Source organism: Roseateles rivi (genome assembly GCF_043555845.1).
Taxonomy (GTDB): Bacteria; Pseudomonadota; Gammaproteobacteria; order Burkholderiales; family Burkholderiaceae_C; genus Roseateles; species Roseateles rivi.
In genome coordinates this window covers 275,269-297,205 of sequence record NZ_JBIGHZ010000003.1, presented here as the reverse complement: position 1 = coordinate 297,205, position 21,937 = coordinate 275,269, and the positions used below count along the sequence as shown (strand labels likewise).

The window sequence follows — 21,937 nt, the reverse complement described above, 5'->3', positions numbered from 1 at the left end:
TCTTCACTGGGTTTTGAGTTGCAAGGCGGGGGCCACCTGGCTGGCGCGCCATGCCGGTAGCACGCCGGCCAGCAGACTGGCCAGCAACGACAGGGCCAAGGTGGTGGCGAGCATGGGCGTGTCGATGCGTGCCAGTTGGGCGTAGGGCTCGGGGTTCATATGCACCAAGGCTAGGCCGCACCATGTCAGCACCAAGCCCAGCACGCCGCCAGCCACGCCCAGGCTGGCAGACTCCACCAGGAATTGGGCAAAGACCTGTCCGCGCGTGGCACCCAGTGCACGGCGCACACCAATCTCGCCGCTGCGGCGCAAGCATTTGGCCAGTTGCAGCCCCACTGCATTGGCCAAGCACACCAGCAAAAATCCAAAGGCCAGCCACAGCTGCAGCCGCACATCGACGGGCACCACCTCACGCACTTGCAGCCACTGCATCAGCGGCCACAGGCGTGGGTTGCTGGGGCGCTCGAAGCGGCCGGCCTCGCGCTGGTGCTGGCTGTAGTCATGCAGGTACTGGCGGTAGGCGCGCGCTTGCTCTGGCGTGTCCAGCTGCACCCAATACTGCAGCCAGGCGCAGGGGGCGTTGAGGGCGCGGCGGTCCGGTACAACATCCCCCCAGCAGTGCATGTTGCCTGCGCTGCTCATGCGCAGTGCCAGTGCGGTGCTGAGGGGGATATAGATGTCGGCGGGCTGGTTGTAGGCACCCAGGGTGAGGTCAAAGTAGTGGGGCGTGGGGCGCCAGGGCTGCAGCACGCCGCTGATGGTGAAGTCGTGCTGCCCCAGCCGCAGTGTTTTGCCACGGCTGTCGGCGCCGCCGAACAGGCGCTGGTTCAGGTCTGAGGAAATCACCGCTACACGGGCCTGAGCTTGGTCCTGTTCAGCCCCCCAACCCTGGCCGTGGAGAAAGGGGGCCTCAAACATGGCAAAGAAGTCTGCGCTGGCGTAGCGCGTACGTTGATAGAAGGGCGGCTGAGCCGGAGCTTCGGTTGGGGTCACGTAGCTGCCGCCACCGCTCATGAGCACCTGATGAACGCCCCGCGCCTCGCGCAGCAGGGCCTCGCCGTCGAAGCGTGTGAGCTGCAAGGTCGGGGGTTGGCCGCTGCGCCAGTCGGTGGCGGAGCCAGAGTCCAGCTGCACGTTGAACAGGCGTGCGCTTTTGTGCGGGATGGGGTCGCCGCTGAGCGCCTGAAACAGCGTCAGCGTGGTCATGCACGCGGCCATGCCGATGGCCAGCGTCAGCATGATCAGCGCGCTGAGTGCGGGATGCTGGCGCAGGCTGCGCCAGCTCAAGACCAGGTAGTGTTGAAGCATGGCGGGGCTCAGGCGTGGGCGGGCAGCGGGTGGCTGTGCAGGCTGTTGGCCGGGTCCACGGCCTGGCCGTCCATCACGTGGACGTGGCGCTGCGCGCGCGCGGCCAGCCCAAGGTCGTGCGTGACCATGACGATGGTCGCGCCCTCGCGGTGCAAGGCCTCCAACAGGTCCATGACGCTGCGCGCCATATGGCTGTCGAGGTTGCCGGTGGGTTCGTCGGCCAGCAGCAGGCGCGGGCTGCCGGCCAGGGCGCGGGCAATGGCCACGCGCTGCTGTTGCCCCCCCGAGAGTTCCGCTGGGTAGTGCCGTTCGCGCGCAGCCAGGCCCACGCGCGCCAGGGCCTCGCGGGCACGGCGCTGGCGCTCCTCGCGGCCCAGGCCTCGGTAGCGCAGCGGCACCTCAATGTTGTCCAGCACGTTCAGGTCAGGGATGAGGTTGAAGGCTTGGAAGATGAAGCCAATCTTCTCGTTGCGCAGGCGCGAGCGCTGGGCGTCGCTCAAGCGGCTGACGTCCTGCCCATCAAGCAAGTACTGCCCGTCCTCAAAGGCCTCGAGCAAACCGGCAATGGTCAAGAAAGTGCTTTTGCCCGATCCCGAAGGGCCGGTGATGGCGACGAATTCACCCGCTTGCACCTCAAGATTGAAGTGGCGCAGCGCATGGGTTTCGATCAAGGCCGTGCGGTAGATCTTGCACAGCGATTTCATTTGCAGCATGGGTTTTTCCAATCAGGGACTGAGGGTGACGCGCTCGGCGCCGTTGAAGGCTTGGCTGCCGGAGATCACCACCTGCTCGCCCGCAGTCAGGCCCTCCAGCACTTCGATCTGTGTCAGGCTTTGCGCGCCCAGGCGCACCGCGCGCTTGAGCGCGACACGGTCTTGCACCACATAGGCTTGGCGGCCGCCGCCCTCTTCAAGAAAGCTGCCGCGCGCCACCGTCAATGCGCGCGCGCGCTGCTCCAGCAACACGCGCACGCCCAGGCGCTGGTTTTGACGCAGCTGCTGCGGCAGGGGCCCGTCAAAGCGCAGCCGTGCGGCCACTTCGCCGTTGACGACTTCGGGCGAGATGGCGCTGACCTTGCCGCGCCAGAGCTGGCCGTTGACGCTGATCTCACCGGGCATGCCCGGTTGCAGCTCGCGCGCATAGCTCTCGGCCACCTGCATCTGCACCTCCAGCGCGCTGAGATCCACCACGGTGAGCACGGGCGCATTGGCTGGCACATTGGCGCGCTCAGCCACCAGCAGCTGCCCCACTTGGCCTTGCACGGGTGAGCGCAGCGCCAGCTCCTGCACCTGGCGCTGCAGCTCCTGCACGCGCAGCAGCTGGCGCTGCAGAGCTTGCTGGCGCGATTGCAGCTCGAACTTCAGCGCCTCGGCTTTGAGCTGTTGGCCTTCTTGCGCATGGGTCTGAGCGATGCTGGCTTTGCTCAGGGCGTCGTGGGCACGGTCCATCTGCATGCGGGCCACGGCGCCCGCCTCATAGGCCTGGGTGTAGCGCTGCACGTCGTTGCGCGCGGTTTGCAGGTCAACCTCGGCGCTCTCCAGCGTGCTGCGCAGGCTGGCCTGCTGCTGGCGCGCTTCCACTTGCGCCCGTGCCAGCTCGGTGCGCAGGCCCTCGGCCTGGCTTTGTTCCTGCGCCAGGCGCGCGCGCAGCTCAGGGCTGTCAATCAGGCCCAGCACCTGCCCCCGCTGAACGTGGTCGCCCGCTTTGACTTGGAGCATGACCGTGCCCGCGCTGCTGGCATACACCGTGGGGCTGTTGCTGGCCACCACCTTGCCGTCGCCAGCAATGTCGCGCGTGAAGGGCCCGTAGCCTACGGCTGCCAGGCTCAGGCGCTGCAGGCTGACTGAGCGCGGCGCGCCCACAGCCTCGCGCAGCAATGGCAAGGTCCAGTACAAGGCCAGGCCCAGGCCTGCCAGCAATGCCGCGATCCCAGCCACACGGCGCCAGCGCTGCCGCCGCGCCAGTGCGGGCGGGAGTGCGCGGTCTTGGCCTGAGGTGTCGGGGATCATGGCGGGTGCAGGACTCATGGTGTTGTCTCTCTTGCAAGCGCCGTGCCAGGCCCGCTGTGGTGAGCGCTGGCCTTTGCCATCAAGGCCTTAGCGCTACCGCGTGGGCCCGCAGGGTTGTCCGCGGACACGGCGCGGCCACGGTGCGGACAGCCCCGCCGCGCCAAAAGACGCCCCGGTGGGGAGGGGCACTGGGATAATCCCGTAATGACTGATACGCCCGACGCCCAATCCTTCGCCCGCCTGCCGCTGTCTGAGGCCATGCAGGCCAACCTCTCACAGCTGGGCTACACGCGGATGACCCCCATCCAAGCCGCAGCGCTGCCCCTGGCGCTGCAGGGCCATGACCTGATTGCCCAGGCCCAGACCGGCAGCGGCAAGACGGCCACTTTTGCGCTGGCGCTGCTGCACCGCCTGGACGCTGCACGGCAGCAGGTGCAGGCGCTGGTGCTGTGCCCCACGCGCGAGCTGGCCGATCAGGTGACGCAGGAGCTGCGCCGCCTGGCGCGCGCGGCGGACAACATCAAGGTGCTGACGCTGACCGGCGGCTCGCCCATGAAGCCGCAGGTGGAGAGCCTGGCCTACGGCGCTCACATCGTGGTGGGCACGCCGGGGCGGCTGCTGGACCACCTGGACCGTGGCACCTTGGTGCTCGACGCCCTCAACACCCTGGTGCTGGACGAAGCCGACCGCATGCTGGACATGGGCTTTGTGGACGACATCGCCGCCGTGGTCAAGCGCGCGCCCAAGAACCGCCAGACCCTGCTGTTCTCGGCCACCTACCCCGAGGGCATTGCCAACCTGAGCCGCCAGTTCCTGCGCGAGCCGCGCGAGGTCAAGGTGGCCACGGCCCAGGCCGCAGCGCAGGCGCAGATTCGCCAGATTGCCTACGAGGTGAGCGAGACCGAGCGGCTGCACGCCGTGGCGCTGGCGCTGGCGCATTTCCGCCCGGCCAGCACGCTGGCGTTTTGCAACACCAAGCAGCAATGCCGCGATGTGGTGGATGTGCTCAACGGCCAAGGCCTGGTGGCACTGGCCTTGCACGGTGACTTGGAGCAGCGCGAGCGCGACCAGGTGCTGATCCAGTTCGCCAACGGCAGTTGCTCGGTGCTGGTGGCCACGGATGTGGCCGCGCGCGGCCTCGACATCGCGCAGCTGGAGTGCGTCATCAATGTGGACATCTCAGCCGATGTGGAGCAACACGTGCACCGCATTGGCCGCACCGGGCGCGCGGGGGCCACGGGCCTGGCGCTGAGCCTGGCGAGCCTGGACGAAATGGGCCGCGTAGGCCGCATCGAGCAGCTCATGGGCCGCGAGTTTCAGTGGGCGCCGCTGGACACCCTCACACCCACGGCGGGCGGCGCGCTGCAGCCGGCCATGGACACGCTGCAAATCCTGGGCGGGCGCAAAGACAAAATCCGCCCCGGCGACATCCTGGGCGCCCTCACGGGCGAGGCGGGGTTTGATGCCAAAGACGTCGGCAAGATCAACGTCACCGACTTCCACAGCTATGTCGCGGTGACGCGCAGCCTGGCCCGCGAGGTGGTGCAGCGCCTCAGCGCCAGCAAGCTCAAAGGCCGCAAAGTCAAGGTGCGGCGCCTGGCGGATTTGGTGGCGGGTGAGGGGGACTGAGCAGGCAGCAGGGCTTGGGCGCGCGCTCAGCCGCCCAACTGCAGGCTGAGCGGCGGCGCGTCGGGCTGGGTGAAGCTCAGGCTGTGCGCTAGGCTTTCGAAGTCCACATCAAAGCGGGCCTGGTGAGGGCCGTTTTGCCACTGCAGCCGCAGCTGTTCATCGGGGCTGTCCAGCAGCGTGAACTGGCCGTTGAAAGCCGGGTGCTCGTTGCGCAGGCGGATGAGTTGCAGCAGCTGCTGCACCATGGGCGTGGCCAGCGCGGTGTCGATTTCGGCGGGGCTGTAGCGGTGGCGGTTGATGTCACGCCCGACTTGGCTTTGCGCCAATAGCGCCATGTCGTTCCTGCCACCGAGCAGGCCCACGTAATAGACCTGGGGCACGCCGGGCAGGAAGAACTGCAGCGCCCGCGCCAGCAAGTAGCGCTGCGCGTCGCCGCCCAGGGCGTCCAAGAAGGTGCAGTTGACTTGGTAGAGGTCGAGGTTGGAGGCGGCCACGCCCGTGGCCAGGCGGCTCTGGCCTTGGCTGGCGTTGTGGATGTGCTCCACCAGCGCGTCGAGTTCCTGCGGTGGCACCAGGCCCGGTGAGCCCTGGCGGTCGGCGGCGTCGGCGCCGATGTCGATGATGCCAATGCCGTCGTGCGTGTCCAGCACCGTCAGCGCGTTGTGCGGGCGCATGCCAATCCAGCGCTTGAGCGGCTGCGCGGTGTGGAAGTGAAAGGCGTGCAGGGCCAGCGGCGGCAGCGCAAAGTCGTAGACCCAATCCACCTGGCGGGCGATTTCGATCTGGCGCTGGTAGTAGCTGTGGATCTCCACCAGCACCTCCATGCCCAGGGCGCGGGCGCGGGCGCTGAAGTCGGTGATGAAGTCAAAGGTCTCGGGCATCATGAAGCAGGACTGCCCAGCTTTTTTGATGGCGTAGCCCGCCGCGTCCAGGCGGATCATGCGAATGCCGGCCTGCGCAAAACGCTGCAAGATGCCGTTGAGGTAGGCCTGCCCTTCGGGGTGCTGCACATTGATGTCCAGCTGCTGGGGCGTGAAGGTGCTCCAGAGAATGCGCTTGCTGCCGTTTTTCAGCGTGGTGTAGCGCAGCGGCAGGCCAGGGCGCGGGCGGTAGACGGCCAGCAGTTGCTGCTCGCTGGCGCCGCCGGGGAAGACGGCGTCCAGCGTGAGAAACATGCCCTCGTAGCGCGAGGCCTGGCCGTGCTCGGAGTAGTCCTGGAACTGCGGTGAATCGGCCGAGATGTGGTTGACGATGACATCGGCCATCAAGTCCACCTCCTGCCCCAGCGCGTGCACGTCCTGCCAGTCGCCCAGGCGCGGGTCCACCTGGGTGTGGTCTATCGGGTCAAAGCCCGCGTCGGCGCCGTCGATGGGGTAGAAAAAGGGCAGCAGGTGCACGCCCCCAAAGGCCTGGCGCAGCGGGTTGTTCTGGCCCTGACACAGGCGTTGGCGCAGGGCTTTGAGGTCGCCACCACCGAAGCGGTCGACGTAGGTGATGAGCTGTACAGCGTTTTTCATGGCGCGGGAGCGGTGGGGAGGGTCGTGGCGCGAGGCTGGCTGCGCACGCGCAGCACCGCCACCGCGGCCAGCAGCAGCAGCACGCCCGCCAGGCGGATCACCTGCGCGGGGTCCGAGCCCAGCAGCGAGCGGTAGATCAGCGGCAGCGTCAGCATCTGGATCAGCATGGGGATCACGATGAACATATTGAAGATGCCCATATAGACCCCGGCGCGCTCGGGCGGAATGCAGCCGGCCAGCAGCACATAGGGGTTGCCCATGATGCTGCCCCAGGCCAGGCCCAGGCCCAGCATGGGCACGAAGAGCAGGGCGCGGTCTTGAATAGCGGGCAGCCACCACAGCGACACACCGGCCAGCGCCAGGCAGGCCGCGTGCACCAGGCGCGGGCCAAAGCGGCGCGTCAGCGGCAGCAGCGCCAGCGCACCCACAAAGGCCACAAAGTTGTAGAAGCCGCCAATCTGCCCATTCAGCAGCCCGGCCTCGCGAAAGCCAGCGGACTGGGGGTCGTGCGTGTTGAAGAGGGTTTGCGCCAGGCAGGGCACGATGTAGATCCAGTAGCACATCATGGCGTACCACTGGAACAGCTTCATCCACCAGAGCTGGCGCATGGTCTGAGGCATTTCGCGCAGGGCCGAGGCAATCTCCAGCAGCGCGGCCTTGAGGCCTTTGGGTTGGCGTGCCAGGGCCTGTGCTTGCGCGGGCGGCAGCGGCAGCTCGGGCACGCGGCGTATGGACCACCACACCGTGCTGAAGGACAGCAAGGCGCCCACGCCAAAGGCGGTCACGGTTGTCAGCGGGATGTTGTTGTGCGCCACGGCATCGCGGTTCATGCCCAGCCACACCATGATGGAGGGGGTGAGGTAGGCCAGCGTCTGCGCCAGCCCGGTGAAGGCGCTTTGCGTCAAAAAGCCCTGCGCGTGCTGGGCTTCATCGAGCCGGTCGCTCACATACGCGCGGTAGGGCTCCATGGTGACGTTGTTGGCCGCGTCCAGCATCCACAGCAGCGCGGCAGCAAACCATAGCGTGGGGCTCATGGGCATGAGCAGCAGGCCCAGGCTGCACAGGAGCGCGCCGATCATGAAGTAGGGCGTGCGCCGACCCCAGCGCGTGACGGTGCGGTCGCTGAACGCGCCCACCAGCGGCTGCACCAGCAAGCCCGTGACGGGCCCGGCCAACCACAGCAGCGGCAGGCTGGCCTCGTTCGCGCCCAGGTACTGGTAGATGGGGCTCATATTGCTTTGCTGCAGCCCGAAGCTGAACTGAATGCCGAGAAAGCCGACGTTCATGTTCACGATCTGCATCAGGCTGAGCCTGGGTTTGACGCTGGTGTTCATGTCTGCTCCAGGGCTGCAGCCCAGGGGGTGTAGAAGCCCAGGTGCGCAGGCACAGGGCCGCGCTGGCCGCACAGGGCCGCAGCCATGCCATTGGCCAGGGCCAGGGCGCGCGGCCAGCTGTGGCCGCGCAGCAGCGCCGCCAGCAGCATGGCACTGAAAGCGTCGCCCGCGCCCACGGTGTCCACCAGGGTGGGCAGGGGGGCTGCGGGGCCTGCGGCGATGAGCTGCGCCTGCGCGTCGAAGGCCGCGTAGCCCAGCGCACCGCGCGTCAGCACCAGGCGCTCCAGCGCAAAGTGCCGCAGCAGCGCAGCCACTGCGGGCTGCAGCGCCTGGGCCTGGCCCTGCAGCGGCAGGTCTTGGGCAAAGTCCGGCGCAAACCAGCGCAGCAGCTGCGCCAGTTCTTCGTCGTTGACCTTGAGCCAGCTGGCGTGGCGCAGGCAGTGCTGGGTGAGCTCGGCATTGCTGGCACCGGCACGCAGGTTCAGGTCCAGATAGCGGGTGCAGCCCGAGGCGCTGGCGTGGGCCAGCAGCTCGCCCATGGCCTGGCGTGAACCCTTGCTGCGCTGTGCCAGGCTGCCAAAGTACAGCAGCGCGGGCGCCGTGGTCTGGGCCAGCGCCAGCAGCGGTGCGGCCTCGAGGTGGTCCCAGGCGCTGTTGGGCTGGATCTCAAAGCGGTGGCTGCCCTGGCCGTCTTCCCACACGCTGACCCGCCCGGTGGGGTGGGTGTCGTCATGCTGCAAACCGTGCTCGGCCAGGCTGAAGTGGCGCATGCTGCGCAGCACGTTTTGCCCAGCGGCATCGGCGGGGTTGAGGCGCGAAGCCAGCACGGCCTCAAGGCCCAGGGCCTTGAGCGAGCGCGCCACGTTCAGCGGCGCACCGCCTGCCACCGGGCCCTCGGCGAACTCGTCCACCAAGGCCTCGCCCACCAGCAAGACGGCTGGGGGCTGCGGGGCGGGGCACGCTGGGGTGGTCACGGTGGGGCTCAGAACTCGTACTTCAGACCCAGGCGCAGCGTGCGGCCGTTGAGCGCGCGCGCGGCATGGCCGTCGCCTTCAATCTCGGTGTAGGCCAGCGCATTGAAGGCGTTGTTGGCCGAGATCGAGAGCTGGGTCTTGTCGTTGATCTGGTAGTTGGCGAATGCATTGACCACCGTGTAGCCCTTCATGGTGATGGTGTTGGCATCGTCACCATAGGACTTGCCCGAGCCGATCAGGCCCAGCCCCAGCTCCACATCGCCCCAGCTGTAGCTGGGCGAGAGTTGCCAGGTGAACTTGGCTTGGCGGCGCGGCTGTTTGTCCACCAAGGTGGCGTCGTTGGCTGCGCTGATGCGTGCATGCGTGAGCGTGGCCCCACCGGCCAGGCGCCAGGGGCCGGCAGCGTAGGCCGCTTCAAGTTCCAAGCCCTGTGCGCGGTAGCTGTTGGCGGTGAACTGGCGGCTGGTGACTTCGTAATTGCTCTCACGCGTGCGGGCGGCAAAGAGCGTGCCAAAAAGGCTCAGGCCTTTGGCGTCGCGCCACTTCAGGCCCAGCTCGGTCTGGTCGATTTCGTTGACGGCAATGGGCACGCTGCCATCCAAGGGGTTGCCGTAGAGCAGCCGGTCGGCGCTGAAGGCCACGCCGTTGCTGTGGCGTCCGAACAGGGCCAGGTTTTTGTTCAAGGCGTAGTTCACGCCCACCGAGTAGGAGGTGTGGCTGACGCTGTAGTCCACCACCTTGCGGCTGGCGGGGTCCCATTTCTGGGCGGTGTTGTCGCCCGACAGCGTGGCGCCGCTGGCGCTTTGGTGGTCGCGCCGCACACTCAGATCCAGGTTCAGCGGGCCCGACTCCCAGGTGGCCGCGGCGTAGGGCGAGGTCTGGGTGTAGTCCACATCGAAGCTGCGCGTGCAGCAGCCACCCCAGGTGGTCCAGCCTCTGGCGATGGGCGCTTGGCTGGCTTGGCCGGCCGCGTCCAGCAGCTGGCCGTTGGCAAAGCTGAGGTTGTATTGATTCCAGAACCAGGTTTGAGCCACGGTTTGCTTGCCGTAGAACAGCCCGCCCACGAGCTGCGCCTGGCCGTCGCCGAGCTTGAGGCGCTGTGTGAGCTTGAGGTCGTTGAAGAGGTTGTCCAGGCTGTCGAGCGAGGTGTTGAACAGCGTGCCGGTGAAGTAGGACTGGCTGCCGTTCTTGCCGTTGTCCGCAGGGAACAGCGCCATGAAGCGGCCGCTGTTGCTGGCCTTGCGCAAGCGGTCTTCGATGCTGAGGCTGTCGTTGATCTGGTAGGCGCCTTCCAGGCCAATGGCGGTGCTGCGCACATGCAGGCCATCGCGCGGGTTGGTGGCTTGGGTGCTGCCGTCGCGGGCAAAGAAGGGGTCGCTGCCGAAGTTGTTCTTGATGAAGAAGGCGCTGCGCGGGTCCACGCCGGGCAGGGTTTGGATCTGCCCTTGGCTGACGCGCACGGGCACAGGCATGAAGGAGGGCGTGGTGTCGTCCAGGGCCTTGAGGCTCACGCGCACATAGCCGCCATTGAATTTCTGGGTGAGGTTGGCTTTGATCTGGCCGCCGCTCTCCAGCGTCAGGCCTGTGGGGCGGCCGCCTTCGCCGCTGCGGCCAAAGCCGCCAATGAAAAAGCTGGTGCCCGTGCCGAGCTTGCCGCCATAGGCCAGGTCGGCGCGCCACAGGCGCTTGTCCAGCCCAGCGCTCAGGGCCACGGAGCCCCCGGGTTCTTGGCCCGTGCGGCTGATGAAGTTCACCACCCCGCCGGGGGAGTTGCTCGCCATGGTGGAGGCCGAGCCGCCGCGCACCACTTCCAGGCGCTGCACGCTGGCGTCAGCGCGCAGGAACTGGTCGGCCGTGCCAAAGGCAATGTCGCCAAACAGCAAGATGGGCAGGCCGTCTTCTTGCAGCTGCACGTAGCGCGAGCCGCCAGCGGACAGCGGCACGCCGCGCAGCGTGATGTTGGCATTGCCCTCGCCACCGGAGGATTCCGAGCGCACGCCGGGGATGCTGCGCAACAGCTCAGCCGCGCTGGTGGCGCCGCTGCGGCTGATTTGCTCGCTGTCGAGCGTGCTCACCGACAAGCTCTGCTTCATGCGCGTGGTCTTGGTGGAGCTGCCCGTGACCAAGACTTGGTCCAGCTTGAGGCTGTCGGCGCTGCTGGCCTTGGTGTCGGTGCTGTCGGTGGATTGGGCATGGCCCAGTGCAGGCGCGAAGGCCACAGCCAAAGCGAGCATCAGCGGGGAGGGGCGAAGTTGCATGGTCTTGTCTCCAGCGGCGGTGGTTCGGTGCTGCCGTGGTGCCGGGCTTGGCGCCGGTGCGGCAGAGCAAAGTGGGTGTCCCGAAACTGCTTCATACGCACCTGACTGTGCGCATGGCCGAATTCTGCACCTCGATCGTCTTGTATGCAAACGATTGCAAAGCCGGGTTTGCACCAATGCCACCGCATTTTGTCGGCAAAAATTGACAGTGATCTGGCCTGGGTCAGATCTTGATTGCAAATGTTTGCAATCCCACGCACGAAGCCGCCGCAGCGGCTTTGACAGACGGGGGCATTAGCCTGCGGGCGCGCTGGCGCGCAGCACCAGGTGAACGGGCAGGGTTTGCGGGACGACGCTGTGGCCGTCCATGAGCTGCAGCAGCGTGCGCACCAGCACCGCGCCGGCTTCGGCCACGGGTTGGTGCACGCTGCTCAGGGGTGGGTCGCAGTAGGCGGCCAGGGGAATGTCGTCGTAGCCGGTCACGGCCACGTCTTCGGGCACGCGCCGCCCCAGGCTGCGCAGCACCTGAATGGCCTGCAGCGCCAGCAGGTCGGAGCAGGCCAGCACGGCGTCAATCTGCGGGTGCTGGCGCAAAAAGCGCTCGAGGGTTTGCTGCGCAAAGCTCACCTCAAAAGGCGCGGCCAGCTCCAGCTCGGGCGCTGGCTGCAGGCCAGCTTCACGCAGGGCTTCCCAGTAGCCGTCGCGCCGGTGCAGCACTTCGGGCAGGGCCGCATCGCCCAAAAATGCAATCTGGCGCCGCCCCAGTTGCAGCAGGTGTTGTGCGGCCAGGCGTCCGCCCAGGCGGTTGTCCCCGCCCACACTGCAGTAGAGCTGCTGGGGCAGTTGCGCGCCCCACACCACCACCGGCAGGCGGCGCGCGGCCAGGGCGTTGAGTTGGTCGTGGTGCCGCCATTGGCCAATCACCAGCAGGCCCGAGGCCTTGCCGCTGTCCAGCACCTGCGCGGCTTGCCCGAGGTGCTCGGCGTCCACGCGCGAGAGCAGCATGTCCATGCCCAGATCGGTCAGCGCATCGGCGATGGCGCCCACGATGGACAGGAAGAAGGGGTCCGAGATGTGTTGGCGCGAACCCGCCTCGTAAGGCACGACCACGGCCACCGTGCGGTTCTTCTGCAGGCGCAGGTTTTGCGCGCCCAGGTTGACCGCGTAGTTCAGTGAGCGCGCCAGTTCGGCCACGCGCTGGCGCGTCTGCTCATTGACCAGGCTGCTGCCGCTGAGCGCCCGCGAGACCGTGGACACCGACACCCCCGCCAGGCGGGCGATGTCGGCCATCTGCAGCCGACGCTGCTGTTCACGGCCTTTGTCGGTGGGCTCGGTGCGGGCCATGGTGCGGCGTGCGGCTTACTTGCCCCAGCCGTCGCGCAGCCCGGTGATTTTGTTGAACACCGGCGCTTCGGCGCGGTGGTCCACGCGGTCGGCCACGAAGTAGCCGTGGCGCTCGAACTGGAAGCGCGCCTCAGGGCTGACACTCTTGAGCGAGGGCTCCACAAAGCCTTGCGTGATGCGCAGGGACTGGGGGTTGATTTCGGTGAGGAAATCGGCCTCGCCCGCGCCGGGTTGGGGCACGGTGAAGAGGCGGTCGTAGAGGCGGAACTCCACGGGCACGGCTTCGTGCGCGGCCACCCAGGTGATCACGCCCTTGACCTTGATGGCGTCCGCCCCCGGCGTGCCGCTCTTGGTGTCGGGCACCACGGTGGCCAGCACGGCGGTGATCGCACCGGCCTCGTTTTTCTCGCAGCCCGTGCACTCCACCACATGGCCGGCTTTGAGCCGCACCTTGTTGCCGGGGAAGAGGCGCTGATAGCCCTTGACGGGCACTTCCAGAAAGTCCTCGCGCTCAATCCACAGCTCGGGCCCGAAGGAGAAGCTGCGTTGGCCCAGCTCGGCGTGGTGCGGGTGGGCTGGGGCGCTGCAGGGGTCGCGGTGCTCCAGGCTGCCAAAGACCTCGGCGTAGTTGGTGAGCTTGAGCTTGAGGGGCTCAATCACGGCCATGGCGCGCGGGGCCTGCCCCTCCAGATCGGCGCGCAGGCAGCCGTCCAGCACCGAGTAGTCGATCCAGGCGTTTTGCTTGGTCACGCCGGTGGACTCCACCATGGCACGAATGCTCTGCGGCGTGTAGCCGCGTCGGCGCATGCCCACCAGGGTGGGCATGCGGGGGTCGTCCCAGCTCTGCACATGGCCTTCTTCCACCAGTTGGCGCAGCTTGCGCTTGCTGGTCACCACATAGCTGAGGTTCAAGCGGCCGAACTCGTATTGGTGCGGCAGCGGTTGCGCGAGCAAACCGCCTTCGGCCAGGCGCGCCAGCAGCCAGTCGTAGAAGGGGCGCTGGTCTTCAAATTCCAGCGTGCAGATGGAGTGCGTGATGCGCTCCAGCGCGTCTTCAATCGGGTGGGCGTAGGTGTACATCGGGTAGATGCACCACTTGTCGCCGGTGTTGTGGTGGTGGGCGCGGCGGATGCGGTAGAGCGCCGGGTCGCGCATATTGATGTTGGGGCTGGCCATGTCGATCTTGGCCCGCAACACCATGGCGCCGTCAGCGTGGGTGCCGTCGCGCATCTCGCGAAAGCGCGCCAAGTTTTCGGCCGGCGTGCGATCACGAAACGGGCTGTTCGTGCCCGGCGTGGTGAAGTCGCCGCGGTTGGCGCGCATGTCCTCGGGCGTTTGCTCGTCCACATAGGCCAGGCCGGCTTCGATCAGGTACTCGGCCGCGCGGTACATGAAGTCGAAGTAGTTGCTGGCGTAGTAGAGGTTGCTGCCCGTGCTGTGGTCTTGTTTGACGTCCCAGCGCCAGCCCAGCCACGCCACCATCTCCTTGATGGCGTCCACATATTCCTGCTCTTCTTTTTCCGGATTGGTGTCGTCAAAGCGCAGGTGGCACTCGCCGCCGTAGTCGCGCGCCAGTCCGAAGTTCAGGCAAATGCTCTTGGCGTGGCCGATGTGCAAATAGCCGTTGGGCTCGGGCGGAAAGCGGGTGCGGATTTTGGCCGCGTCCAGCGGTGCGGCGGCATGGGCCGCTGCATCGCCGGGCTGGCCCGCCCAGCGGCGTTCGCCACCCAGGCCTTGCTCCAAGTCGCGCTCGATGATGGTGCGCAAAAAGTTATTGGGCTTGAGGGCGTCAGCAGCAGCGTCGGTCACTTTGGAGTTTTGTTCAGACATGAATGCGCGTGCAAAGGGGGAGAGCCAGGGGCGGGCCGGAGGCGGCAGGGATCAGGAGTCGGCCAAATCGGCCAGGGCCACGTGGCTGAAGCCGCCGTCGACGTAGATGATTTCCGAGCTGATGCCGCTGGCCAGGTCTGAGAACAAGAAGGCAGCGGTATTGCCCACGTCTTCGATGGTGACGTTGCGGCGGATGGGCGAGTTGTCGGCAAAGCGCTTGAGCAGCTTGCCAAAGTCCTTGATGCCCGAGGCGGCCAGTGTCTTGATGGGGCCCGCAGAAATGCCGTTGACGCGCATACCCTTGGCACCCAGGTCATAGGCCAGATAGCGCACGCTGGCTTCCAACGAAGCCTTGGCCAAGCCCATGGTGTTGTAGTTGGGTACAAAGCGGTCCGCACCCAGGTAGGACAGCGTCAGCAGCGAGGCACCCGGGCGCAGGCGGCTCACGGCAGCCTTGGCCATGGCGGGGAAGCTGTAGGCCGAAATGTCGTGGGCGATGCGGAAGTTCTCGCGCGTCAGGCCGTCCAGGAACTGCCCGGCAATGGCTTCACGCGGCGCAAAGCCGATGGAGTGCACAAAGCCGTCGAACTCCGGCCAGTGCTCGCCCAGCTCCGCAAACATGCGCTCGATTTGCTCGTCGCTGCCAACGTCGCAATCAAACACCAGCGTGGAATTGAACTCCGCCGCGAACTCGGTGATGCGCTCTTTGAAGCGCTCACCCACATAGCTGAAGGCCAGCTCGGCGCCCTGAGCGTGGCAGGCCTTGGCAATGCCGTAGGAGATGGAACGGTTGGACAGAACGCCCGTGATCAGCAAACGCTTTCCAGCAAGAAAACCCATGTGTACTCCAGCAATTTCGGTTCTATAGAGAAGAGTGGCGCAGATTTTCGCACGCCGTGGCCTGTGTGCATGGCTTGTCTTGCCCGGGCCTGATTTGCACGATAGAATGCCGACTTCGCTAAAAAAGTGAACGTGGGCGGATTCATCCAGCCCATTTTTTTTGCATTTACAAGTTTGCTGGGGTTTCTTAAGAGGGCCCGCGGCGACACAGGTTGGACGACAAAGCGTACGAATGAATTGGCAAGCCGTGGTTGAAAAGACCGTCACAGGTCTGGGTTATGAGCTGGTGGGCTGCGAGCGCAGCGCCGGCGGCTTGCTGCGCGTGTTTATTGACAAGCCCTGGGTGGCGGAGCCTGATTTGTCGGCTCCAGTCAATGTCGAAGACTGTGAGCGCGTGACGCGCCAACTCCAGTACGTGCTGGAAGTTGAGGCCTGCGATTACGAGCGCCTGGAAGTTTCCACGCCGGGCCTGGATCGGCCGCTCAATCACGCCGGTGATTACGCCAGGTTTTGTGGCTTCGAAATCGAAGTCACGCTGCGTGAAGCGTTTTTGGGCCGTAAAAAATACAAAGGCGTGCTTGGCGCTCAACCCTCGGCAGAGGGTGAGGCTGCAGCAGCGCCTGAGGCTGGGGCAGCAAGTGCTTGGCGGCTGACGTTCAACGACGGCAAGCAAGACCAAGCGCTGGACTTCCAGCTCGACGAGGTGCGCAGCGCCAAGCTCGTGCCCGTGATCGATTTCAAGCGTGGAGCGGCCGACAAGGCTGCTGCCAAGAACAAGGACAAGGCGGCCAAGTCTTCGAAAGTCTCGAAGAAAAAGAGCAATGCCAAGTCCCGGCAGGACCAAGAGCTGCCTGCCAAAGCAGCGAATGACAAGGTTGATGGAGGTCTCGAGCAATGAATCGCGAACTGTTGTTGCTGGTGGAAGCTATCTCGCGTGAGAAAAGCGTAGAGCGCGACGTGGTGTTTGGTGCTGTTGAAGCAGCGCTGGCCTCGGCAACCAAAAAGCTCTATCAGGGTGAAGTGGATATTCGCGTGGCCATCGACCGCGATACCGGCGAGTACGAGACTTTCCGTCGTTGGCACGTGGTGCCCAACGAGGCGGGTCTGCAAAACCCCGACTCCGAAATTCTGCTGTTCGAAGCGCAGGAACAGATTGCCGACATCGAAGTGGATGACCACATCGAAGAAGGCATCGAGTCCGTGCCCATCGGCCGCATTGGCGCGCAAGCTGCCAAGCAGGTGATCCTGCAAAAGATTCGCGATGCCGAGCGCGAGCAGTTGCTCAACGACTTCATGTCGCGCGGCGAGCGCATCTTCCTGGGTACGGTCAAGCGCCTGGACAAGGGCGACATCATTGCTGAGTCCGGCCGCATCGAAGCGCGCCTGCGTCGCAACGAGATGATCCCCAAGGAAAACCTGCGCAGCGGCGACCGCGTGCGCGCTGTCATCCTGGGCGTGGACCCCACCCAACGTGGCCCGCAAATCATGCTCTCGCGCTCCTCGCCCGAGTTCATGAAAGAGCTGTTCGCACAGGAAGTGCCGGAAATCGAACAAGGCCTGCTCGAGATCAAGAGCTGTGCGCGTGACCCGGGCAGCCGCGCCAAGATTGCCGTGCTCTCGCACGACAAGCGCGTGGACCCCATCGGCACCTGCGTGGGTGTGCGTGGTTCGCGTGTCAACGGCGTGACCAACGAGCTCGCAGGCGAGCGCGTGGACATCGTGCTGTGGTCTGAGGACCCCGCACAGTTCGTCATCGGCGCACTGGCTCCGGCCAATGTGCAGTCCATCGTGGTGGAAGAAGAACGCCACGCCATGGATGTGGTGGTGGACGAAGAGAATTTGGCCATCGCCATCGGGCGTGGCGGTCAGAACGTACGCTTGGCGTCCGAGCTGACGGGCTGGAAAATCAACATCATGACGGCCGAGGAATCGGCCGCCAAGCAGGCCCAAGAAAGCGAGTCCGTGCGCAAGCTCTTTATCGAGAAGCTTGACGTGGACGAGGAAGTCGCTGACATCCTCATCGGCGAAGGTTTCACCAGCCTGGAAGAAGTGGCCTATGTGCCCATGCAGGAAATGCTGGAAATTGAAGCCTTCGACGAAGATACCGTGGCTGAGCTGCGCAACCGTGCCAAGGATGCGCTGCTGACCATGGAAATCGCCCGCGAAGAAAAGGTGGAAGAAGTGTCGCAAGACCTGCGCGACATGGAAGGAATGACGCCAGACTTGCTGGGCAAGCTGGCTGAAGGTGATATCCATACCCGCGACGACTTGGCTGATCTGGCTGTCGACGAGCTCATTGAGATTGCGGGGTTGGACGAGGCGGCAGCACGTGCTTTGATTCTGAAGGCACGCGAGCACTGGTTCAACGCTTAAACCTCGCGCCACCCCCTCAAGAACCAGATCACAGCATCGCCGACGAATAAAGCTGAAGGATTTCACAATGGCCGTGACCACCGTTGCCCAGTTTGCTGCAGAGCTCAACAGGCCTGCCAGCACGCTGCTGGAGCAGCTGCATGCCGCGGGCGTCAAGAAGGCATCTGCCGAGGACACCCTGAACGAGAACGACAAGGAACGCCTGTTGGACTACCTGCGCCAAGCGCATGGCACATCCAGTGCCGAACGCAAGAAAATCACGCTGACGCGCAAGACCACCAGCGAGATCAAGCAAGCCGATGCGTCGGGCAAAGCCCGCACCATCCAGGTCGAAGTCAAGAAAAAACGCGTGTTTGTCAAACGCGAAGACGGCGTTGACGAAGCCGCCGCACAGGCTGCGGAAGAGGCTGAACTCAAGCGCCGCGAAGAAGAAGCCAGCGCCCAGGCCGAAGCCCTGCGCCAGCAAGAGGAAGAACTCGCCCAGCGTGTGCGTGAGCGCGAGGAAGCCGAACGCCGTGCCCGCGAAGCTGAAGAAAAGCGCCGCGAGGAAGAGCGTCTGGCCCGCGAAGCTGAAGAAGCCCGCTTGGCCGCTGAAGCTCAGGCTCGTGCCAAGGCTGAGGAAGAAGCTCGCAAAGCCGCCAAGGCGGCGCAAGCCAAACCCGCAGCGCCCGCACCAGCGGCGGCTGCACCTGCTCCCGCGCCTGCAGCGGCAGCCCCAGTGGCTGCAGCCCCTGCCGCCGAAGCGCCCAAGCCCGTGCTGCGCGTGGTCAAGGCCGTGGACGCCAGCGCTGACGAAAAAGCCCGCCAGTCCGAGCTGGAGCGTCGCCGCAAGGCCGCTGAAGCCGAGGCTGCGGCCATCCGCGCCATGATGAATGCACCCAAGAAGGTGCTGGTGGCGAAGAAGGAAGAGCCCAAGGCCGAGCCGGCCAAGGAAATCAAGGGCACCATTCACAAAAAGCCTGGCACGCCCGGCGCTGCAGCACCGGCTGCAGCAGGTGCGGCCAAGCCTGGCGACAAGAAGTCCGTCAAGAGCGAGAAGCTGTCTTCCAGCTGGGCCGACGACAGCAAGAAGCGCGGCGCCGTCAAGGGCCGCACCGATGCGCCCCCAGCCGGTGCTGCACGCAGCGGTGGCTGGAAGGCGCCGGGTGGCCGCTCGGGCGGACGCCGTGGTGACCGCAATGACCGCGGTGCCATGCCCTCCAACTTCGTGGCGCCTAGCGAGCCGATGGTGCAAGAGGTTCACGTCCCGGAAACCATTTCCGTGGCGGACCTGGCGCACAAGATGTCCGTCAAGGCTTCTGAGGTCATCAAGCAATTGATGAAGCTGGGCCAGATGGTCACCATCAACCAGCAGCTGGACCAAGAAACGGCCATGATCTTGGTCGAGGAAATGGGCCACAAGGCCTTCCCGGCCAAGCTGGACGACCCCGATGCCTTCCTGGAAGAAGAGGGCGCAGCGGCGGAGTCGCAGCACGAGGTGCTGGCCCGTGCTCCGGTGGTCACTGTCATGGGTCACGTCGACCACGGCAAGACCTCGCTGCTGGACTACATCCGTCGCAGCCGTGTGGCCGCTGGCGAAGCTGGCGGCATCACGCAGCACATCGGCGCCTACCACGTCGAGACGCCGCGCGGCATGATCAGCTTCCTTGACACCCCTGGCCACGAGGCGTTCACCGCCATGCGTGCCCGCGGTGCCAAGGCCACCGACATCGTGATTCTGGTGTGCGCGGCCGATGACGGCGTGATGCCTCAGACCCGCGAAGCCATTCACCACGCCAAGGCGGCCGGTGTGCCCATCGTGGTGGCAGTGACCAAGATCGACAAGCCCGATGCCAACCTGGACCGCGTCAAGAGCGAGCTGGTGGCCGAGCAAGTCGTGCCCGAGGAGTTCGGTGGTGATTCACCCTTCGTGGGTGTGTCTTCCAAGACCGGTCAAGGCATTGACGAGTTGCTGGAACAAGTGCTGCTGCAAGCCGAAGTGCTGGAGCTCAAGGCGCCTGTGACGTCGCTGGCCAAGGGCCTGGTGATCGAAGCCCAGCTGGACAAGGGCCGCGGCCCTGTGGCCACGGTGCTGGTGCAGTCCGGCACGCTCAAGCGTGGCGACGTGGTGCTGGCAGGCTCGACCTACGGCCGTGTGCGCGCCATGCTGGACGAAGACGGCAAGCCGACCTCGGAAGCTGGCCCGTCCATTCCGGTGGAAATCCAAGGTTTGTCGGATGTGCCGCAGGCCGGTGACGAATTCATGGTGCTGTCCGACGAGCGTCGCGCCCGTGAAGTGGCCACCTTCCGCCAAGGCAAGTACCGCGACGTCAAGCTGGCCAAGCAGCAAGCTGCCAAGCTGGAGAACATGTTCGAGAACATGGGCGCTGGCGACGTGCAGACCCTGCCGCTGATCATCAAGGCCGATGTGCAGGGCTCCCAAGAAGCGCTGGCAACGTCGCTGCTCAAGCTCTCGACCGACGAGGTCAAGGTGCAGATCGTGCACGCGGCGGTGGGCGGTATCAGCGAGAGCGACGTCAACCTGGCGATTGCCTCCAAGGCCATCATCATTGGCTTCAACACGCGTGCCGACGCTGGTGCGCGCAAGTTGGCTGAGCACAATGGTGTGGATCTGCGCTACTACAACATCATCTACGCCGCTGTGGATGAGGTGAAGGCAGCCATGGGCGGCATGCTGGCCCCCGAGCAGAAGGAAGAAGCGCTGGGTACGGCCGAGATTCGCGTCGTGTTCGTGGCGTCCAAGATCGGTACGGTCGCGGGCTCCATGGTCACCTCCGGTCTGGTGCGCCGCAACGCCAAGTTCCGCCTGCTGCGCGACAACATCGTCATCTACACCGGCGAGGTGGAGTCGGTGCGCCGCGAGAAGGACGACGTCAAGGAAGTCAAGGAAGGCTTCGAGTGCGGTATCAAGTTGCGCAACTACAGCGACATTGCTGAAGGCGACCAACTTGAGTTCTTTGAAATCAAGGAAGTGGCCCGCACGCTCTGACACATTCAGCTGTCAGCCTACGCCCGGCGGGAGACCGCCGGGCTTTGTTGTTTGAGGTATTTGCCATGCGACACAAGCGATCTATACCCAACCGCGGTCTGCGCGTGGCGGACCAAATCCAGCGCGATCTGGCCGAGCTGATTCGTGATCTGAAAGACCCACGCGTGGGCATGGTCACGGTGCACGCGGTGGAGGTCACGCCCGACTACGCCCATGCCAAGGTGTTTTTCTCGCTGCTGGTGGGCGACCCCGCAGCCACCCAGGCGGCTTTGAATGAGGCTGCAGGTTTCCTGCGCAACGGCTTGTTCAAGCGCTTGCACATCCACACCGTGCCGAGTTTGCATTTCCACTTTGATCGCAGCATTGAGCGCGCCGCTGAGCTCAATGCGCTGATCAACCAGGCCAATTCCACACAGGCGCGCGACGACGAGGAAACGCGCCAAGACTGAGTTTTCTTGAGCACCTTGCTGCAAGCCTCGGTGTCGGGGCTTTAGGGGGTGAGCGATCGATCATGAGTTCCAACGCTGTTGTTTCCCCCCGTCCCCGCATCGTGCGCCGTGCCGTGCATGGCGTGCTGCTGCTGGACAAGCCTCTGGGTTTGTCCAGCAACGATGCATTGCAAAAGGTCAAGCGCCTGTTCCGTGCTGAGAAAGCGGGCCACACGGGCACGCTGGACCCCTTGGCCACGGGCCTTTTGCCGCTGACCTTTGGTGCGGCCACCAAGTTCAGCCAAGTCAGCCTGGAGGCTGACAAGGGCTATTTGGCGACCATCCAGCTGGGTGTCACCACCACCACGGCTGACGGCGAAGGCGAGGTGCTGCAGCGCTGTCCCGTGACGGCCGATCTGCCCGCCATCGAAGCTGCGTGCGCGGCCTTTGTGGGCCCGATCTCCCAGCTGCCGCCCATGTACTCGGCCCTCAAACACCAGGGCCGGGCTTTGTATGAACTCGCGCGCCAGGGCGTGACGGTGGAGCGCACGCCGCGGCAGGTGCATATCCGCAGCCTCACTGTGATGGGCTGGGACGCCGAGCTGGCGCAGCTGCAGCTGCAAGTGCAGTGCTCCAAAGGCACTTATGTGCGCACCCTGGCCGAAGACATTGGCCAGCGCCTGGGCTGTGGCGCGCACCTTGCGGGTCTGCGCCGCACAGCCAGCGGGCCCGTGAAGCTGGAGCAAGCCGTGACGCTGGCGCAGATTGAAGCCTTGGACGAGGAGGCCCGTTTGGGTTTGCTCGCCAGCCCCGATGCGCTGCTGGCCGAATGGCCCAGCGTTGAGCTGCCTGACGAGGAGGCCGGGCGCTTTTTGTCGGGCATGCGCCGTCGTGTGGCTGCGCCAGACATGGCGCAAGTTCGTGTTTACGGCGTGCGGCCGCGAGCCTTTTTGGGCAGCGGCCACGTCAAGGCCGGCGAGTTGATCGCCGACCGTCTGTTGAGTCCGCCGGAAATCGCCGCCATGTTGGTGCAAGCCACTGCGCGTGCGCCCGTGGCCTGAGTGCCCTCCACCCCATCACCCCTACCGATAGCCGTCCTGAGAG

16 protein-coding genes are annotated in these 21,937 nt (G+C 65.4%); 6 read left to right on the top strand and 10 right to left on the bottom strand.

Features of this window, described 5'->3' with window-relative positions; genetic code table 11:
* Positions 1–3 precede the first annotated feature (3 nt).
* From ACG0Z6_RS08660 to ACG0Z6_RS08650, 3 genes are read right to left on the bottom strand one after another with little or no spacing between them, the layout of a single operon-like run.
* The gene (locus ACG0Z6_RS08660; protein WP_394460431.1) at positions 4–1,308 is read right to left on the bottom strand and encodes an ABC transporter permease; all 1,305 of its coding nucleotides are present in this window, start codon (positions 1,306–1,308) and stop codon (positions 4–6) included.
* Between the two features lie 8 nt (positions 1,309–1,316).
* A complete protein-coding gene (locus ACG0Z6_RS08655) occupies positions 1,317–2,021 on the bottom strand; it encodes an ABC transporter ATP-binding protein (RefSeq protein ID WP_394460430.1) in 705 nt (234 codons plus the stop codon).
* Positions 2,022–2,033: 12 nt separating this feature from the next.
* Positions 2,034–3,335 (bottom strand): efflux RND transporter periplasmic adaptor subunit, encoded by a 1,302-nt coding sequence (locus ACG0Z6_RS08650; protein ID WP_394460428.1) that lies wholly within the window; start codon positions 3,333–3,335, stop codon positions 2,034–2,036.
* A 186-nt stretch (positions 3,336–3,521) separates the two neighbouring features.
* On the opposite strand from ACG0Z6_RS08650, the gene dbpA reads away from it, so the two are divergent.
* Positions 3,522–4,946, top strand: a complete 1,425-nt coding sequence (dbpA, locus tag ACG0Z6_RS08645; protein ID WP_394460426.1) for an ATP-dependent RNA helicase DbpA — start codon at positions 3,522–3,524, stop codon at positions 4,944–4,946.
* 26 nt (positions 4,947–4,972) lie between these two features.
* On the opposite strand, the gene gtfA is transcribed toward dbpA, so the two are convergent.
* The 7 genes from gtfA to fabI form a co-directional block, all read right to left on the bottom strand.
* Entirely contained in the window at positions 4,973–6,463 is a 1,491-nt protein-coding gene (gtfA, locus tag ACG0Z6_RS08640) for a sucrose phosphorylase (RefSeq protein ID WP_394460424.1), read from the bottom strand.
* Positions 6,460–7,797, bottom strand: a complete 1,338-nt coding sequence (locus ACG0Z6_RS08635) for an MFS transporter (protein WP_394460422.1) — start codon at positions 7,795–7,797, stop codon at positions 6,460–6,462. Before ACG0Z6_RS08635 ends, gtfA begins: the two co-directional genes overlap by 4 nt.
* Complete coding sequence (locus ACG0Z6_RS08630; protein WP_394460420.1) at positions 7,794–8,771, bottom strand: PfkB family carbohydrate kinase; 978 nt, start codon at positions 8,769–8,771, stop codon at positions 7,794–7,796. The genes ACG0Z6_RS08635 and ACG0Z6_RS08630 overlap by 4 nt, the downstream gene beginning before the upstream one ends.
* 8 nt (positions 8,772–8,779) lie before the next feature.
* Positions 8,780–11,029, bottom strand: a complete 2,250-nt coding sequence (locus ACG0Z6_RS08625) for a TonB-dependent siderophore receptor (protein ID WP_394460418.1) — start codon at positions 11,027–11,029, stop codon at positions 8,780–8,782.
* 294 nt (positions 11,030–11,323) lie between these two features.
* A complete protein-coding gene (locus tag ACG0Z6_RS08620; protein WP_394460416.1) occupies positions 11,324–12,373 on the bottom strand; it encodes a LacI family DNA-binding transcriptional regulator in 1,050 nt (349 codons plus the stop codon).
* Positions 12,374–12,388: 15 nt separating this feature from the next.
* Positions 12,389–14,203, bottom strand: coding sequence for a glutamine--tRNA ligase/YqeY domain fusion protein (locus ACG0Z6_RS08615; protein ID WP_394460414.1), 1,815 nt, complete (start codon positions 14,201–14,203; stop codon positions 12,389–12,391).
* A gap of 51 nt (positions 14,204–14,254) precedes the next feature.
* Positions 14,255–15,043, bottom strand: coding sequence for an enoyl-ACP reductase FabI (gene fabI, locus ACG0Z6_RS08610; RefSeq protein ID WP_394460413.1), 789 nt, complete (start codon positions 15,041–15,043; stop codon positions 14,255–14,257).
* Between the two features lie 232 nt (positions 15,044–15,275).
* Here fabI and rimP point away from each other — a divergent pair, with 232 nt between their 5' ends.
* The 5 genes from rimP (at position 15,276) to truB (ending at position 21,894) form a co-directional block, all read left to right on the top strand.
* Positions 15,276–15,941, top strand: a complete 666-nt coding sequence (rimP, locus tag ACG0Z6_RS08605) for a ribosome maturation factor RimP (RefSeq protein WP_394460412.1) — start codon at positions 15,276–15,278, stop codon at positions 15,939–15,941.
* Complete coding sequence (nusA, locus tag ACG0Z6_RS08600) at positions 15,938–17,416, top strand: transcription termination factor NusA (RefSeq protein WP_394460410.1); 1,479 nt, start codon at positions 15,938–15,940, stop codon at positions 17,414–17,416. Before rimP ends, nusA begins: the two co-directional genes overlap by 4 nt.
* A gap of 67 nt (positions 17,417–17,483) precedes the next feature.
* Entirely contained in the window at positions 17,484–20,405 is a 2,922-nt protein-coding gene (infB, locus tag ACG0Z6_RS08595; protein WP_394460409.1) for a translation initiation factor IF-2, read from the top strand.
* A 65-nt stretch (positions 20,406–20,470) separates the two neighbouring features.
* The gene (rbfA, locus tag ACG0Z6_RS08590) at positions 20,471–20,854 is read left to right on the top strand and encodes a 30S ribosome-binding factor RbfA (protein ID WP_394460408.1); all 384 of its coding nucleotides are present in this window, start codon (positions 20,471–20,473) and stop codon (positions 20,852–20,854) included.
* Between the two features lie 62 nt (positions 20,855–20,916).
* Entirely contained in the window at positions 20,917–21,894 is a 978-nt protein-coding gene (gene truB, locus ACG0Z6_RS08585) for a tRNA pseudouridine(55) synthase TruB (RefSeq protein ID WP_394460407.1), read from the top strand.
* Positions 21,895–21,937: the final 43 nt, after the last annotated feature.